Annotated in this window: 17 protein-coding genes and 1 tRNA gene; 12 read left to right on the plus strand and 6 right to left on the minus strand. The window is 56.6% G+C overall.

The window, feature by feature from the left end:
- The first annotated feature begins 56 nt into the window (after positions 1-56).
- From AC6IZD_RS02745 to AC6IZD_RS02755, 3 genes are all read left to right on the plus strand, one after another.
- A complete protein-coding gene (locus tag AC6IZD_RS02745; protein ID WP_497786150.1) occupies positions 57-221 on the plus strand; it encodes a hypothetical protein in 165 nt (54 codons plus the stop codon).
- Between the two features lie 173 nt (positions 222-394).
- Positions 395-802, plus strand: a complete 408-nt coding sequence (locus AC6IZD_RS02750) for a hypothetical protein (RefSeq protein ID WP_497786151.1) — start codon at positions 395-397, stop codon at positions 800-802.
- 445 nt (positions 803-1,247) lie between these two features.
- Positions 1,248-2,042 carry an ABC transporter ATP-binding protein gene (locus tag AC6IZD_RS02755; RefSeq protein WP_497786152.1) on the plus strand — a complete coding sequence of 265 codons (795 nt, stop codon included), beginning with the start codon at positions 1,248-1,250 and terminating at the stop codon, positions 2,040-2,042.
- Here AC6IZD_RS02755 and AC6IZD_RS02760 read toward each other — a convergent pair whose 3' ends face one another.
- Positions 2,043-2,765: a hypothetical protein gene (locus tag AC6IZD_RS02760; RefSeq protein WP_497786153.1), complete on the minus strand. Its 723-nt coding sequence runs from the start codon at positions 2,763-2,765 to the stop codon at positions 2,043-2,045.
- 149 nt (positions 2,766-2,914) lie between these two features.
- Between AC6IZD_RS02760 and AC6IZD_RS02765 the strand changes: the two genes are divergently transcribed.
- Genes AC6IZD_RS02765 through gatA form a run of 3 tightly spaced genes read left to right on the plus strand, consistent with a single transcriptional unit; the run spans position 2,915 to position 4,947 of the window.
- A complete protein-coding gene (locus AC6IZD_RS02765) occupies positions 2,915-3,178 on the plus strand; it encodes a DciA family protein (protein ID WP_497786154.1) in 264 nt (87 codons plus the stop codon).
- Positions 3,175-3,501, plus strand: coding sequence for an Asp-tRNA(Asn)/Glu-tRNA(Gln) amidotransferase subunit GatC (gene gatC / locus AC6IZD_RS02770; RefSeq protein WP_497786155.1), 327 nt, complete (start codon positions 3,175-3,177; stop codon positions 3,499-3,501). The genes AC6IZD_RS02765 and gatC overlap by 4 nt, the downstream gene beginning before the upstream one ends.
- A gap of 12 nt (positions 3,502-3,513) precedes the next feature.
- A complete protein-coding gene (gatA, locus tag AC6IZD_RS02775) occupies positions 3,514-4,947 on the plus strand; it encodes an Asp-tRNA(Asn)/Glu-tRNA(Gln) amidotransferase subunit GatA (protein WP_497786156.1) in 1,434 nt (477 codons plus the stop codon).
- 47 nt (positions 4,948-4,994) lie between these two features.
- On the opposite strand, the gene AC6IZD_RS02780 is transcribed toward gatA, so the two are convergent.
- The 3 genes from AC6IZD_RS02780 to AC6IZD_RS02790 form a co-directional block, all read right to left on the minus strand.
- Entirely contained in the window at positions 4,995-6,563 is a 1,569-nt protein-coding gene (locus AC6IZD_RS02780) for a DHA2 family efflux MFS transporter permease subunit (protein WP_497786157.1), read from the minus strand.
- 91 nt (positions 6,564-6,654) lie between these two features.
- A complete protein-coding gene (locus AC6IZD_RS02785; RefSeq protein ID WP_497786158.1) occupies positions 6,655-8,733 on the minus strand; it encodes a mechanosensitive ion channel family protein in 2,079 nt (692 codons plus the stop codon).
- A 162-nt stretch (positions 8,734-8,895) separates the two neighbouring features.
- On the minus strand, positions 8,896-9,540 hold the full coding sequence (locus AC6IZD_RS02790) for a trimeric intracellular cation channel family protein (protein ID WP_497786159.1): 645 nt from the start codon (positions 9,538-9,540) through the stop codon (positions 8,896-8,898).
- Positions 9,541-9,659: 119 nt separating this feature from the next.
- On the opposite strand from AC6IZD_RS02790, the gene cysE reads away from it, so the two are divergent.
- From cysE to AC6IZD_RS02810, 4 genes are all read left to right on the plus strand, one after another.
- Complete coding sequence (gene cysE / locus AC6IZD_RS02795; protein ID WP_497786160.1) at positions 9,660-10,415, plus strand: serine O-acetyltransferase; 756 nt, start codon at positions 9,660-9,662, stop codon at positions 10,413-10,415.
- A 58-nt stretch (positions 10,416-10,473) separates the two neighbouring features.
- Positions 10,474-10,547 (plus strand) — tRNA-Cys (locus tag AC6IZD_RS02800).
- A 21-nt stretch (positions 10,548-10,568) separates the two neighbouring features.
- Positions 10,569-11,624: a family 1 glycosylhydrolase gene (locus AC6IZD_RS02805; protein WP_497786161.1), complete on the plus strand. Its 1,056-nt coding sequence runs from the start codon at positions 10,569-10,571 to the stop codon at positions 11,622-11,624.
- Positions 11,588-11,902, plus strand: a complete 315-nt coding sequence (locus tag AC6IZD_RS02810; RefSeq protein ID WP_497786162.1) for a family 1 glycosylhydrolase — start codon at positions 11,588-11,590, stop codon at positions 11,900-11,902. Before AC6IZD_RS02805 ends, AC6IZD_RS02810 begins: the two co-directional genes overlap by 37 nt.
- Before the next feature lie 6 nt (positions 11,903-11,908).
- Here AC6IZD_RS02810 and AC6IZD_RS02815 read toward each other — a convergent pair whose 3' ends face one another.
- Complete coding sequence (locus AC6IZD_RS02815) at positions 11,909-12,616, minus strand: glycosyltransferase (RefSeq protein WP_497787550.1); 708 nt, start codon at positions 12,614-12,616, stop codon at positions 11,909-11,911.
- On the minus strand, positions 12,504-13,313 hold the full coding sequence (locus AC6IZD_RS02820; RefSeq protein ID WP_497786163.1) for a UDP-2,3-diacylglucosamine diphosphatase: 810 nt from the start codon (positions 13,311-13,313) through the stop codon (positions 12,504-12,506). The genes AC6IZD_RS02815 and AC6IZD_RS02820 overlap by 113 nt, the downstream gene beginning before the upstream one ends.
- A 44-nt stretch (positions 13,314-13,357) precedes the next feature.
- Between AC6IZD_RS02820 and AC6IZD_RS02825 the strand changes: the two genes are divergently transcribed.
- Together AC6IZD_RS02825 and AC6IZD_RS02830 are read left to right on the plus strand one after the other, a co-directional pair.
- Positions 13,358-14,305: a LysR family transcriptional regulator gene (locus tag AC6IZD_RS02825; protein ID WP_497786164.1), complete on the plus strand. Its 948-nt coding sequence runs from the start codon at positions 13,358-13,360 to the stop codon at positions 14,303-14,305.
- Positions 14,306-14,313: 8 nt separating this feature from the next.
- On the plus strand, positions 14,314-14,703 hold the full coding sequence (locus AC6IZD_RS02830) for a c-type cytochrome (protein ID WP_497786165.1): 390 nt from the start codon (positions 14,314-14,316) through the stop codon (positions 14,701-14,703).
- Positions 14,704-14,803: the final 100 nt, after the last annotated feature.

Below are 14,803 nucleotides of genomic sequence, written 5' to 3' on the forward strand. Positions count from 1 at the left end.
TTACGCGCAGTTTGCGCACACGTCCACGGGGTAGTTGATGATTGCCGAAGATGCTGATGCAGGAGAAGCCTGGGAGACTACTGCTCTCAACTATCGATGTACCGTTATCGCCGTTCACGGAGCCGTGGCGAGTGCTCTACGACATGGAAGGCGAAGAGATAATGTGGTTTGGAGCCGAGATTAAACCGACCGGGGAGATCAACGCCTCCGCAGAGGATTAGCAGGTTGAAGTCTGCTGTCCTCTCTGATTGTTGTTTATATATCGCCATATATCGAAGTATCTCGTGACGGGATACTCGGAGCGAAAGCCCCGTTTTAGTTGACAACGGCTCAACCGATTCTTCATTGTGTGTATTTCTACGAATTTTTACGATGCGCAACGGAGCCAGAACCAATGGAGCCAATCATCTCAATCAGAACAGACCTTTTCGAGCACCGGGAGGTTAGATCCGAGTTCATCAATCCATCCTGCTTCGGCGAAGACTTTGCAGCTTGGCTCAAGCAGAAGTTAGACGGATTACACAGCCGAGGCTTTACGTTCTCCGATTCGATCCAAGAGGATTATGGGTGGGGTTTTTGTGCATCGCACGGTAAGGACCAGTTCTGGGTTGCACTGTCGTATGTCGGTGATGGACCGCAAGAAGAACCTGCGGAGTGGGGCATCACTGTGGCTCGGCCTAGCCTCATTTCTCGGCTACTTCGTGGAGAGGCTTCTCACGCCGCATGGAAGGAACTGCATCGGCATGTAACGGAAATCCTCGAAGCGGAAAACGGCATAGAGATTCTGGAAACACCACGTTAGTTAGCGATTGTTGCTTATATATCGCCAAGTAGCTCACAATCTCGAAACAACGCAGGCGCATCCCAAAACGCATGCGCTCGCTGGCTTTTTACATTGGTGTCGCGCTGTGAGTCTCCGTGTTCGGCTCCACATTCCGCTTCGTCAAGATCCTGGCTGAGGCCGCGCAATCTGGTCAAACTGCGTCCTTCCGGTAGGCCACCGCGTCATGAAATCCGCATCATCTCCTCTAACCCTAAATAGACTAAATGCCACGACTCGTGGCAATTGTCGGACGGATTCCTGTTCAAATATCGCGCAGTAACTCGCTATCCCGTTCTGGTCGCTTGAAGACCAGGAGAGCGTCCGAGGCAAGATTTGCCAAACGGCAAAACTCGGTTTCAAGGTCAGCGCGGCTTCTTCCGGGCGTGAGCCGAGCAGATCACGTTTACAATTGAAATAACCAGAAATGATGACCAACGCCGCTCCTCCCCTCATCGAGCTTCGCAACATCTCGGTCGTCCGCAACGGACGCACGGTATTGCACGATCTCAACCTGAGCATCGGCGATGGCGAGCATGTGGCCATGATGGGACCCAACGGCTCGGGCAAATCGACGCTCATCAAGACCATCACTCGCGAGCTGTACCCGCTCTACGATCCGCAGTCGTCGATAAAGCTCTTCGGACAGGATCGGTGGGACGTTTCCAAGCTGCGTTTTATGCTCGGAATTGTCAGCAACTATGTGGATCCGTTCTACAACCGCTCAGTCACCGGACGCGAAGCCGTCCTGTCGGGATTTTTCAGCAGCGTAGGCATTTCGCGACAACAGACCGTCGAGCCCGAGATGGAGCAGAAGACGGATGAGCTGCTGACATGGCTTGAAATCGCGCATCTCGCCGATCGTGAAGTGAGTCAGATGTCTTCCGGCGAAGTCCGTCGCGTCATGGTCGCCCGCTCGCTCGTGCACAATCCGCGTGCGCTGCTGTTCGATGAACCAAGCAACAGTCTCGACGTTTTCGCGCAAATTGAGCTGCGCCACACAATGAGCAAGCTGGCGCAATCAGGCATCGCACTGCTGCTGATCACGCACTACCTTCCCGACGTAGTGCCGGAAATCGAGCGTGTCATCTTCATGCGTGAGGGCCGGATCATTGCCGACGGTAACAAGGAGGAGCTACTCAATTCCGAACGCATCGGCGAACTTTTTGGCTGTCCGGTGCATGTCACGCGGCAGGACGGGTTCTATCATCTCGTCTCGTAGCTACTCGGCAACAATCATCTCTCCTGGCAGTATCGGACGCGTTCTCGGCAGCGCACCACGATTCGCCGCCATCCCCATCACCAGCAACGTTCCGGCAAATACAACCAGCTTCAGCGCGTTCGTGCCTCGTGTTTGAGGCAGTGTCTGCCACAGCACCAGAAGCAGCGTCTGCGCTGCGGTCACAGCCCACACTGAGCCGTAGAAATATCTGCGCTCGGTGCCCTCTCCCTTTGTTGAAGGCCCAACTCGCGGCAATTTTCCCATGAAGCCCAGCAGCAGAATCGTTGCGCACAGCGGAGCGTAAGCGTAGTGGTAGATCTGCTTCATGTACCACACGCCGGTTGCCACCGAGACGAGGAGGGCAGCGATGTTCAGCAGCGCAAAGCTCAACATGGCGTTCCACGCGAAGGTGTAGCAAACTCGCCGATAGAGCGGGTTCGGCTTGTCTTCATCAAAACGCAGAATGTACGGACGCGGTTCGACTCCCGGCAGCTTTCCGCGTATTCCGGCAATTCCCGTCCCGACCAGCACCGCGATCAGCCAAAGCAGATTCCCGCGCCCAAACCCGCGCGCAAAGAGCGAGAACGTCAACGGCCCGGGCGCAAGGAAGAACACCCAAATCCAAATGGGCCAGTGCGCCAGCCGATAACTCTTCTTGTTGCGCTCACGAATCTTGCGTTGGCCGCAATACTCCACTTTGCCGTGATACTTCATACGCGCCATGCTCGCAGGAGGTCGTTGCGTGCGTCTACCATGGACAATTCGATTCCGAAGCTCAAGCCTTGGGTGCATCACCGAGTGATGCGCGTCAGCATTTTGTTCTCCGCTATAATCAGTAGATGGAGCGGGCTTCCAACACATTGAAGAGCATCATGGTCAAGGCGTTAACGCGTCTGCCCGCTGCCCAATTGCCAGCAGCAGCTTGGGATTTTTCAGCCGGAAACGCCGTTTCGGCCCGCACCCGGGTTCTCGGCTGCGAAAACAAGACGCTCACGGTTGAAGTTCCAGACGCGACCTGGCGATCGCAACTTTACGCGATGACACCGCAGTTCTTGGCGCAACTCAATCAGTTCCTTCCCGTCGAGCGCATTGAATTCAAACTTGCACGCCCGCAGGACGAAAAAAGGAAATCATGAAGGTCACAGATAAAGACGTAGCCTACGTGGCCGATCTGGCCAATCTCGAACTCACTCCCGACGAGAGCACGCGCATGGTCGCCGACCTGAACTCCATCCTGACCTATATCGACAAGCTCAACGAACTCGACACCAGCAACGTCGAGCCCCTTGCCGAAGTGGTTTCGGCCTTCGCTCCGGCTCAACGTGCGGGCAGCGACCGTTTCGCCTACGCACAGCGCGCCGATGTGGTTGTGCCCGGATTGAGCCGCGAAGCCGCGCTCTCCAATGCGCCCGACACAGATGGAACCTGCTTCCGCGTTCCCAAGGTCATTGAGCGCTAAGGGAGAAGATCGATGAATATCAATACACTCACTATCGATGAAGTGCGCTCACTTGTTCAGAGCCGCGAAATTTCTGCCCATGCCCTTGCCGAAGCTCATTACGCTCAGATCGAAAGCCATGACGGGACGATTGGTTCCTTCCTTACGCTGACAAAAGAACGCGCCTTCGCGCAGGCCGAGCACATCGACCAACTCGCTGCAAAGGGTGATCCACTTCCGCCGCTTGCTGGGGTTCCCGTTGGCATCAAGGATGTTCTGATGACTCGCGGCGAGCGCACGACTGCTGGTTCGCGCTTCCTCGACAAGTTCATAGCGCCTTACGATGCCACCGCCGTTGCTAAGCTCGAGGCCGCTGGAGCCGTTTGTCTGGGCAAGCTCAATTGCGACGAATTTGCGATGGGCTCCTCGAATGAAAATTCAGCCTTCCATCCCGTGCGCAATCCGCGAGACACAACTCGCGTCCCAGGAGGCTCTTCGGGTGGTTCCGCGGCAGCCGTTGCAGCCGGGTTTGCCGTTGCAACGCTTGGCTCCGATACTGGTGGGTCCATCCGCCAGCCAGCGGCGTTCTGTGGAGTTGTTGGCCTGTTGCCGACCTACGGACGCGTATCCCGCTACGGCCTTATTGCCTTCGCCAGTTCGCTCGATCACGTTGGCCCATTTGCACGCACGGTGAAGGATTCGGCGACTCTTCTGGACGTCATTGCCGGACGCGATCCGCACGACTCGACATCAGCAGAAGTTCCCGTTCCGAACACGGCGAGCGAGTGTGGCCGCGAAGTGAAGGGGCTGCGTATCGGTATTCCGAAGGAGTATTTCGGCGAAGGGCTCGATCCTGAGATTCGTCAGGCAATTGAGCGCCGCATCGATGGTCTGCGCGCTGCGGGATGCGAGATCGTCAACGTTTCACTGCCGCACACCGAATACGCAATTCCGGTGTACTACATCGTCGCTACCGCCGAAGCCTCGGCCAACCTCGCCCGCTTCGATGGTGTACGCTACACGACGCGTTCGCCGCAAGCCAAGACACTGGCTGATATGTATCGCCGCAGTCGCGATGGAGGCTTCGGAGCCGAGGTCAAGCGTCGCATCCTGCTTGGTACGTACGCCCTGAGTGCAGGCTACTACGATGCCTACTACCTCAAGGCACAGCAGGTTCGCACGCTGTTGACCCGCGACTTCCAGAATGTATTTACAAGTGTCGATGCGATTGTCACCCCGGTGACGCCGACAGTGGCATTCAAGCTGGGAGAGAAGGTCAATGATCCGGTTTCGATGTATCTAAATGACATCTACACGGTGACCGCCAATCTCGTCGGCATTCCTGGAATCTCATTGCCGTGCGGTACCAATCACGAGGGCTTGCCCATCGGAATCCAGATTCTAGGACGTCATTTCGACGAGCCGACGGTTATCCGACTTGCTCATGCCGTGGAGCAACAGCAATAAAAAAGCTCCACACTTTTTAGATGTGGAGCTCTCGATGGTTCAGGCGGTCAGTGTGCAGCACTGACCGCTCCCTTTCTCGCAACAGCTTTCTTCAGGAAGAAAACCAACGGCACACAGGCAAAGCAGACAAAAGCGATGTACTCAAAATCATCGACGTACGCCTGCAATCTCGCCTGCTGCGCTAGAATCCCGTTCACCAGCGCGTAGGCTTTCAGCGGCGATGCACCGATCCTGCCGGTTAGAGACAGGGCCCCATTCAGCAGTTGTTGGAAGGCCGCGCTGGCCGGATCCAGGTGCTTCGAAAGTTCTACCCGATGTAGCTGTTCGTGGCGGGCGACAATCGTGTTTACGACCGAGATTCCAATGGACCCGCCGATGTTGCGCATCAGGTTGAATAGTCCAGCAGCGTTTCCAATTTCCTCGTTGGGCAAACTCGCCATGCTTGTTGACGCCAGCGGCACAAACACCATGCTCGCTCCAAAGCCGCTGAGAACAATCGGCCACAAGAAGCTCCATTGCGAAATGTCGAGGTTCACCTTGGCAAACCATAGGCCGCAACCGCCGAACAGCGCGAAACCAAACGCCAGCAAGTATCGATTGTCGATTCGACTACTGATAAATCCGATCAGCGGCATTGCAACCAGAGAACCCAGTCCTCGCGGACTCACCGCCATTCCGGCGTCGAGAGCGTTGTAGCCCAAGAGCTCCTGGTAGAGCAGTGGAAGCAATGTGATCATGCCGTAGATCACACCGCCAAATAAACCTATGAGCGTCGAGCCGAGCATGAAGTTGCGGTTTGTGAACACGCTCAACTTCACCAGCGGATCGGGTCTCTGCAACTCCCATACGAGGAAGCTGACAAAGCAAATCACAAGAACCGTAACGGCCCAGCGGATCCAGACAGCGCCGAACCAGTCGTCCTCCTGTCCCTTGTCGAGCACAATCTGCAGCGCACCTAACCAAATGGAGAGCAGCCCAAATCCGATCGCGTCGAATCTCCCCGGCTTGGCATTTCGGATGTATTCGGGGTCATGCACGTAACGCATGATCATGTATATGGCAAAAATGCCGACTGGGATGTTGATATAGAAAGCCCACCGCCACGAGTAGGTTTCCGTCAGCCACCCGCCAACCGTCGGCCCCAGCACTGGAGCCACTACGACGCCTAGTCCAAATAGGGCCATTGCCTGCCCGCGCTGGTGTGGAGGGAAGCTTTCGAGCAAGATTGCTTGCGAGAGCGGTTGCAGTGCTCCTCCACCTGCGCCTTGTACGGCGCGCGCTATCAGGATCACCAGCAGACTGTCCGCAGCGCCACAAGCAAAGGAGGAGATCGTAAAGATCACGATGCAAGTGATCAGGAACCGCTTGCGTCCAAAACGCCGCGAAAACCATGAACTTGTCGGCAAGATGATCGCGTTTGCTACCAGATAGCTGGTCAGCACCCAAGTCGCTTCGTCGTTGGTGGCCGAGACCGACCCCGCGATGTAGGGAAGTGCTACGGCTGCGATGGACGTATCCAGCACTTCCATGAACGTGGCCAGCATAACGGCGACTGCCACCAGCCAAGGATTCGAAGCCGGAGTTTCTGGCGTCGGATTCTGAGGACTATCACTCATCTATCTGTTTACTCGATACTTTCTTCGGAATATGGATCAGTGGTAGTGATTAGGCACACCTCGATTCGATCACTCGATTCCCAACCTCGATTCACTTTTGCGCCGGAGCAGGTGTGGCCGGAGTTGCGTCGACGGGCTTGATCGCCGTAAGCCCGCCGCCTACGAGCCGCAGTCTGGGATCTCCTTGGATCGCCTCCAGCAGCGCATGCGTCATGCGGTCGTCAATTTGCGCAGCCTGTGACAGCACTACTGGATAGAGGATCACTATTTCCAGCCCCGTCTCTTCTAACCGCAACCTCACCTGCGGTTCCGTGCTTGCGATGTGAACGGCCAGCGAGCTCTCAAGCACTCGATGCTGCCGGTCCAACTCAGACTTGTATGTCGCATGAACGTGGGACACGGCATCAGAGATGCGCTTTTGCGCCACCGCGTAGTCAACATCGGCGGCCAGTGTCAGCGAAATCTTGCGCCATGCGAAGTTTGAACCTGGTAGCTGTTTGAAGAAATTAGACGTCGGCTGGAACACCACTGAATTCGAGAATACAACAATCCGTCCTGTGGGCCGCGCCTCGCCAGAGGAAGTGTCCAACTCCACGAGATGCAGTCGAATGAGGCCAATGTCCACCACGTCGCCCGTCACCGAGCTGATCTGCACGCGGTCGCCTACCCGAATGCCATACCGTCCGATGAGGAAGAAATACGCTGCCACGCTCAGGATCACGTTTTGTAAAGCCACGGCAATGCCGGCCGTCAGGAATCCTGCAAAGGTCGCCAGAGACCCAATCTCGGTCGAAAGTCCGAAGACCACGATCAGCGTGATGATGAGCGTGACCACAATCCGCCGCAGCAGCAGAAACTGATTGCGTCTCCTCTGCTCCCGGATGTAGCGGAAAATCGCTCGCCGCCAGAGTTCCGATGCAATCCCCACGACGATAATCGCGATCCCGAGAACGCTGACACGGAACAGCAACGCGCGAGCCTCAGCCGTGTACGTCCGCTGTGTCTCACTCCGCCACTCGGCCAGATTGTTGCTTGTGGCGTCGAGCAGAATGTTTGCCTTTCCCAACGGAAGCACGATTGTGGAGAGATGCTTAAAGTCACTGGTCAAAGCATCGATCTCCTTGCGTCGGTCGGCGAGCACCTCGGGGTCGGTTGTTTGGGGCTGCGCCGCCAGTTCATCGCCCTTCTGTATCGTCGCCCTCAACTGCTGCCTGAGCGGCTGGCGAATTCGGTCGAGCGAAGCCCGCAGTTGGTTCGTCGCATTGATCGCATCGCGCTGTGCGTTCAGCTTGCTGGTAAGCGACAGCAGATCGCTCGCCAGCGACACGATACCGGTTTCGGGCTGCCTTGGTTGCTGCTGGGTCGCCTGTGCGGCGACCGGTACGGGAGCAAATGGCATCACTACGGTCGAGTTCGAGTCGTTATCGGCGTTGCTTGCCGTGCCGCTCGGCTTTGTTCCGTCGCCTGTGGTTGCAGGGGCGGCGGATGAACTCGTGGCCCCCGTGCCATTGCTTCGGGGCGCCTGCGATGTACGCGCCGCTCTTTCGAGGGTTCGTTCAGGAGTGCGGTCCATGCGAGCTTCTGGCACATTTCGCTCAAGCTCGTTGATCTTTCCCATGAGCCCGGCGGATGCTCCTGCGGTGGCGAACGCGCTCATGTTCTGCAGAGCTTCAAGCCGCGCTTGTGCGAGTTCCACTTCGCTCTTTTGTTCTGCGATCTGGCTTTGGAGTGTCAGCAGCTTCTTTCCCGTGGCTACTGCAGCTTGTTTCTGAAGCGCGTCGAGGTCGCTAGTGGCTTGCTTGTACCTGTCCTGCGCCTTGGCTACCAGTTGCGGAAGGTTCCGCGAGGCCTGCGTGTTGTCCGTAGGCGTGGTTGCGTCCTTAGGGTTCGCGGCCTGAATTTCCTGCGCTTGGTTGCGAGCGAACTGAAAAATCAGAGAAATGGCCTGCAAACTTGAGCTCTTGTTATAGCTCGTGTAAATCGAGTCGGCAGGATCCTTTGCAATCTGGCCGGGAATCTGCACGCGGCGATACCATTCAATTGACTGATTCAGAAAACTTATAAGAGCTTCACCCGGATCCTGCTGCTGCGCGATTGCAAATCCGATTCCGACTGATAGCAAGGTAAGTGCAGCGATGCGTCTTAGATTTTTCGGTTGGATTATGGGCATGATTGCTTAGCTTTTGACACACTCCGCCTCGAATGAAGATTAACTACGGCGCGAGTTCAATAGTGGCTCACTTGGTTAGATGATCAGAACTGTGAGCCGGTTGTCGTGCTGCTGGTTCGTGCACCCATAGATAGGTTACAGAAGTGTCCATAGATGCGTGCATTAATCCGCACTTCCCATGGGCCGCGTGCGCCAGTCAAATCGTATCGAGAGAATCCGCAGCAGGAAACATGACGTCGTCCCCACAACGGTGCTTGCCGTACGTCCCAAGCCCGTGGCATTGCACAACAAGAATGCCGCGCTGCCAGCCAGCGCCGCGATTGCGTAGAACTGACCGCGTTCGAAGACGCGTGGCGTGCGGCCGCCAAGCACGTCGCGTAGCGAGCCTCCGCCCACGGCTGTCACGAGTCCTAACAGAATGCTCGGCACAACCAGCAGTCCATCGTTCAACGCACGTGTCGTTCCAGCGATTGCAAACAATCCCAGTGCCGCCGCGTCCGTGAAGTCGATGGCTCGGTCCATGCCCGGCCCCATGCGATGTTCAAATGCAGCGGCCACCGCTGCTCCCAGCATTGCGATGGCAATGTAGTAGATCCCCTGAAAAGCCAGCGGAGGACCGTGCTGCAGTATTACGTCGCGTGTGATTCCGCCGCCGAGCGCTGTAACAAATGCGAGTCCGAAGACCCCAATCAGGTCGTACTTGTACCGGGTATCGCGGATTGCCGTAAGCCCACCGCTCAGTGCGCCCACGAATACCCCCAGAAATTCGACCACGAAAAATAGCGTGCCAAGATGCAACAACTTCATACAACTTCTATTATGCAAGACGAGAGTTCCGGAAGCAGAAGTAGACAGTCAGGCCAAAGCCGTAGTTACATAGAATTAGTCAATTAGTTACCAGGCTCTACTGCAACATTGAGGCGCACGTGCTGCGAACCATTCGGGAAGACATTCAATCGGTTCTAGACCGCGATCCGGCGGCGACCGGGGCAATCTCGGTCCTTATGAACTATCCCGGACTGCATGCCGTCTGGATGCACCGAGTGAATCATTTTCTGTGGCGACGAGGCTTCCGCTTCCTAGCGCGTTGTTTTTCTCAGGTCGCTCGCTTCTGGACCGGCATTGAGATCCATCCCGGAGCCACAATCGGCCACCGGTTGTTTATCGATCACGGCATGGGCGTCGTCATTGGCGAAACCTCAATCGTCGGCGACGATGTAACCCTCTACCACGGCGTGACGCTCGGCGGCACCAGCCTTGAGAAGAAGAAGCGACACCCGACCATCGGCAATGGCGTGGTTATTGGTAACACGTCAAGCGTCCTCGGCAACATCGTCATCGGAGATAACTCCCGGGTCGGTGCGGGCTCGGTCGTTCTGCGCGATGTGCCACCCAACTCAACTGTAGTTGGCGTCCCGGCCCACCTCGTTTATCGCGACGGCAAGCGCGTGCTCATCACCGATCCTCACGAGATCCAGGACCCGCTCAGCAATGCTCTAATCGCCTTGGCCAAGGATGTAACCGAACTTCGCGCACGCGTAGATCGCCTTGGAAACATTGCCGAGACTCCGGAGTTTGTGGACGGTTGTGTCGCAGGATTGACTCACGAAGACGCTGAGCGCCAAGAATACCGTAGCGAGTTCGAAAAGAGCGGATTCGCCGATTTTGGCGCAGGCATTTAGGCGCGATTGCGCAGAACCTCCGCTCAAGGTACCATCGAACAATCCTGCCATTGTATGAGGCGCGGTAGCCAAGTGGTAAGGCAGAGGTCTGCAAAACCTCCATCACCGGTTCGACTCCGGTCCGCGCCTCCAATTCTGTGTTCTCATTGATCGATGCTGACGTTTCCTGACGGTTTCCTCTGGGGAGTCTCCACCTCGGCTCATCAGTTTGAGGGCTGCAACGGCCACAACCAGTGGCATGCGTGGGAGCAGGAGGGAAGGATCCGTTCCGGCCACACATGCATTCCCGCCTGCAATTGGTGGAGCAGCGCTGTGCCGGATCTCGATCTCTGCTGCGACCTCGGACTCAACGCCATTCGCATCTCGCTCGATTGGGGACAGCTTGAGCCCGAGCAGGGCCAATGGAACGCCGAGGCCATCAAACGCTATTGCACCCTTCTCCAGCAGATTCGTGCTCGCGGAATGCGTCCCTTTGTCACGCTGCATCACTTCACGCACCCATTGTGGTTCGAGCAACAGGGAGGGTTTGCGGGTAGTGCCAGCATCCTGCCGTTTGTGTCCTATTGCGAGCGCGCCACAAGCGAGTTGGGTGATCTCTGTTCGGATTGGCTTACCTTCAACGAGCCCAACGTTTACGCCATCTTCGGATACATCTTCGGAGAGTTCCCGCCCGGGCTTCGCAATCGGCTTCGGACTGCGGCCTTCGTGCTCTCCAACATGCATCGCGCCCACGCCGAAGCCTACGAGGTCATACGTCGAATCCAGCCCCAAGCTTCAGTCGGAATCACCATTAACTGGACCGAGTTTCAGGCCGCAACCGCCTCGCCAACGGACCGACTGCTTGCCTACGTGTACGACGGCATTTTCAATCGCTCCACGCTGCAATACCTTCTCAACGGCTCTCCGGATTTCCCCTTCGGAACAATCGCGCCCAACGTGCCCGAGGTCATTGGTCGGACTGATCGGCGTCAACGTTTACAACCGTCTTCACGTTTCGCGCGCCATTCGATCAGGCCTCGCTGCGCACTGGAGGAATCTTCGTCCCGCCTGAAGTTCCGCAGGGCGATCCCGGAGTCGAGCTGCCTTACGGTGAAGCCTACCCCGAAGCCATTCTCAGCGCCGCTCGCGAATACTCGAAGCTGCGGGTTCCAATCTATGTCATGGAAAATGGTGTGCCCGACCGTGCTGACCGTATCCGTCCGTGGGTGATCGTGAACACCCTCAAACATATGCATCAGCTCATCTCCGAGGGCGTGGACATCCGTGGGTATTTGCACTGGAGCATCGTGGACAATTTTGAGTGGAATGAAGGATGGGTGTTGCGCTTCGGCCTTTACGAACTCGATCCCGCGACCCAGCTTCGGACACCGCGTCTTAGCGCATCGCTGTATCGAGAAATAGTGCGTGCAAATGGACTCAGCGACGAACAGCTCAGCAGGTTCTCTGAGCCTTCGTCGCCGTCAGCGAGTGCCACACTCCCCTCGTAGCCTTCGCTAAACCTCTTCGGTCCAATAATTCTGATCGCGCAAGAAGTACTGCGGGTTCCAGGTGTTCAGCGCCGTCTTGCAGAACATCTTGGCAATCTGAAAGTGCCCCATCTTCTTGAATCGCCGATTCGATGTATAGATTCGTCCCGGCACAATGCCAAATCTCAGCGGCGATACCTGCTTACTGAGCAGATAATCCTCCGCATACAGCGCACGTTCATCGAATCCGCCCAGCCGATCAAACGTGGCCTTCTCGAACAACATGAACATGCCAGTCGCAAATGGCTTCGTCCACGACGCAACGCGCTGCACCAGGTCGTTCCCGATGTACAACGCTTGATCTAGAATCCCGCCGCCCGAGCACCAAATGTTCGTCGTCGCGCACTGCAACTTGCGACGCTTCATGGTCTCCATTGCACGCCGGAGCAGGGTAGTGTCGCGCAACTCGATATCAGCATCCAGAAAGAGCACATAAGGAGTCGTCGCCAACCTCGCCCCTGCATTCCTGCCCATCGCGGGAAGGCCGCCCGGAATCACCACAATCCGCAGTAGGTCGGCGAACGCCAATGCAGCCGTTTCGGTGCCGTCTGTCGAGTTCGCATCAGCAACGTACACTTTCGTACACGCCAAGAGCGGGTAGTCCTGGTTGCTCAGCGTAAACAGCAGGTTGGGCAAGTTGCGGAATTCGTTCTTGGCTGGGATGACGATCGTCAACTCTGCATTCGTACTCATGGATGCGAACTCCTTCGCTGTCGACCGTGACGTAGGTCGCGTTCGGATTGATCCAGGCCCCTGTGTTGTAGTATTCGACTCCGTCCTGCTTGCACTCTCGCGCAACGTGCGTGTGTCCGCAGAAGACGCGGTCTATTCGCCCCTGCTTCGCATACGCAATCGCTCCGTACGAAACCTTCGTGCACAGCTGCAGCCATCGTGTGTTCATGCGGTCAAGAAAGCGCGAGAAAGCCTTCTGCTCTCCATCGAACTTCTGAATCGCGTAATACAGGTACTCGCCGATTCGGCTCAGCAGCAGGTTGCGCGAAATGAAACGATCGAACTGATGTCCGTGAATTGCCAAGTGCCGCTTTCCCTCGTACTCCCACACGTATCGCTGGTACACGGGAATTCCCACCAGGTGCGACATCACGTTCGACAATCCCTGATCGTGATTTCCTTCGACCCACACGACTTCGGTTTTTCGCTTCGGATTCGACAGCTTTCGGATGTAGGAGAGAAACCGCCAGTGCTCGCCCGTCAGCCGCCGGAAATTCAGATCGGAAAAGATATCGCCCAGCAGGATCAACCGCCGAAACGAGAGCGATTGGATCAGCTCAAGTGCATCCTGCGCCCGGCTTACTTCGGACCCGAGGTGAACATCGGAGATCAGCACCGTGTCGAGCATCTGGATCGACATGGTCTGATTCTGCGCAACTCCGGTTACACCCTGATGAACCGAAGATGAATATCTCGAGAACTTGCCTGGCGCAAAACCGCTGCGAGATCGAGCCGCATGATGTACATTCAACATGTCCCATGCACCGGCTCAACTACCATCACCTGCTCTACTTCTACACCGTGGCACACGAAGGATCGATTGCGCGCGCCAGTTCGCGACTTGGATTGAAGCAGCCCACCGTCAGTGCACAAATTCACGAACTCGAAAAGAAGCTCGGCTGCCAATTGCTTGAGCGCAACGGACGCGGAATTCGCGTTACCACGGCCGGTCGCACCGTCCTGCGCTATGCCGAAAGCATTTTCGCGCTTGGGGATGAACTGCTCGCAAATATCAATGGCCAGCCTGCCCAAACAGTCAAACTCAACGTTGGCGTCAGCTCCTCGCTGCCGCAATCATTGGTTTCGCAGCTCTTGAAGCCTCTGCTTGTTCTCAAGCCGATGCCTGCACTGACCATCACGGAAGGTGCATCCGAAGCACTCGCCTCGCAGCTCTCGTCGCAGTCATTGCAGTTCTTCCTCGACGACTGCCCGCCGCCATCTTCCAGTTCTTTGCACTGTCGTGTTCTGTTGCAGAGCCCTATTGCGGTGTTTGCACCAGCAGCGCTCGCTGCAATGTTGCGCAAGAGCTTCCCGAAGCGGCTCGCGGACGTCCAAACACTTATGTCTTCGAGCGAACCTTTGCGCCGCGAAGCTGAACATTGGCTGGTCACGCGCAAACAGTCGATCAACAAACTTGCCGAGATGCCGCATCCTGAAGAGTTTGCTGCAGAGGCCAATGCTGCCATCTTCGCCCCGGCCGTTCTTGGCGAATCATTGAAGAAATCGCATGCCCTCGTGTCTGTGACTGAGCTTTCCGGCACGCACTGGCGTCTCTACGCAATTACGGAATCCGCAGGCTTCCGACATCCGGCGCTCGCAGCCATCACTCGTGTCGCCAAGGCCCTACATTGAGGAGCGAAATGCGAAAGCTCGGTCTGCATTCATTTGTCTTCGCCACTCTGCTTGCGTCCTTGGTCTCCTGCAAAAGCGGCAACAAAAAAGCCCTGGCCGAAGCGCGCCAGCAAGTAGGCGGCGATCCTACTCGGGGCTCGTTCCTTATCCAGCGCTACGGATGCGGCGGCTGTCATCGCATTCCGGGTGTCATAGGAGCCGCGGGCAAAGCTGCTCCGTCGCTCGAACATCTTTCCAACGAGCCGTACATTTCCGGCAACCTGCCCACCACTCCCGAAAACGTGATGCGCTGGATCGAGTCGCCCCACTCCATTTTGCCGAGAACGAAGATGCCCGAAACCGGAATGAGCCATGCCGATGCTCGCGACATCACGACTTATCTGTGGTCGCTTCGCTAGGGCAAAAGGATTTTTCATTTGACCTCGGCCGTCATCCGTCGTACTCTTTTTTCGTGAGCAAGGTTTCTCCATCCTTCTTTGGTTGCTCCTCCCGTCGATG

Source organism: Koromonas humicola (assembly GCF_059726255.1).